The 726-nt window shown below is 61.8% G+C and carries 1 protein-coding gene; it reads left to right on the plus strand.

Features of this window, described 5'->3' with window-relative positions:
* Nucleotides 1-726: nicotinate-nucleotide--dimethylbenzimidazole phosphoribosyltransferase (locus EHN07_RS20405; RefSeq protein WP_148085484.1), on the plus strand; the 726-nt coding region annotated here is incomplete at both ends.

Below are 726 nucleotides of genomic sequence, written 5' to 3' on the forward strand. Positions count from 1 at the left end.
GGCGCGACCGTCGGGGCCGAGATTCATGTGGTGGACGTGGGTATCGACAGCGACGCGCTGCCGGGCGTGCTGGATATGAAAGTGGCGCGCGGCAGCGGCAATATTGCGCAAGGCCCGGCGATGAGCCGCCAGCAAGCCGAAGCGTTACTGCTGGCAACCATGCAGCTGACGATGGCAAAAGCGGCGGAAGGGGTGCAGCTGTTTGGCGTGGGCGAGCTGGGAATGGCGAATACCACGCCTGCGGCGGCGATGGTCAGCGTCCTGACCGACAGCTCGCCGGAGGATGTGGTTGGCATCGGCGCCAATTTCCCGGTCGAGAAGATGCACCACAAAATTGCGGTGGTGCGTAAAGCGATTGAAATCAACCAGCCGGATGCCGCAGACGGTATTGATGTGCTGGCGAAAGTGGGTGGTTTTGACCTGGTGGGGATGACGGGCGTGATGCTGGGTGCCGCAGCTGCGGGGCTGCCGGTGGTTCTGGATGGTTTCCTTTCTTATGCTTCAGCGCTGGCGGCCTGCCAGATTGCGCCAGGCGTGCGCGATTATTTAATTCCGTCGCATTTGTCCGCGGAGAAAGGCGCGGTGATTGCGATGAACAAACTGGGGCTGGAGCCTTATCTGCAGATGGGGATGCGTCTGGGGGAGGGCAGCGGCGCGGCGCTGGCGATGCATTTAGTGGATGCGGCGTGCGCTATGCACAATGAGATGGGATCGCTGGCAGAAAGC

This window comes from Buttiauxella warmboldiae, assembly GCF_003818135.1.
Lineage (GTDB): Bacteria > Pseudomonadota > Gammaproteobacteria > Enterobacterales > Enterobacteriaceae > Buttiauxella > Buttiauxella warmboldiae.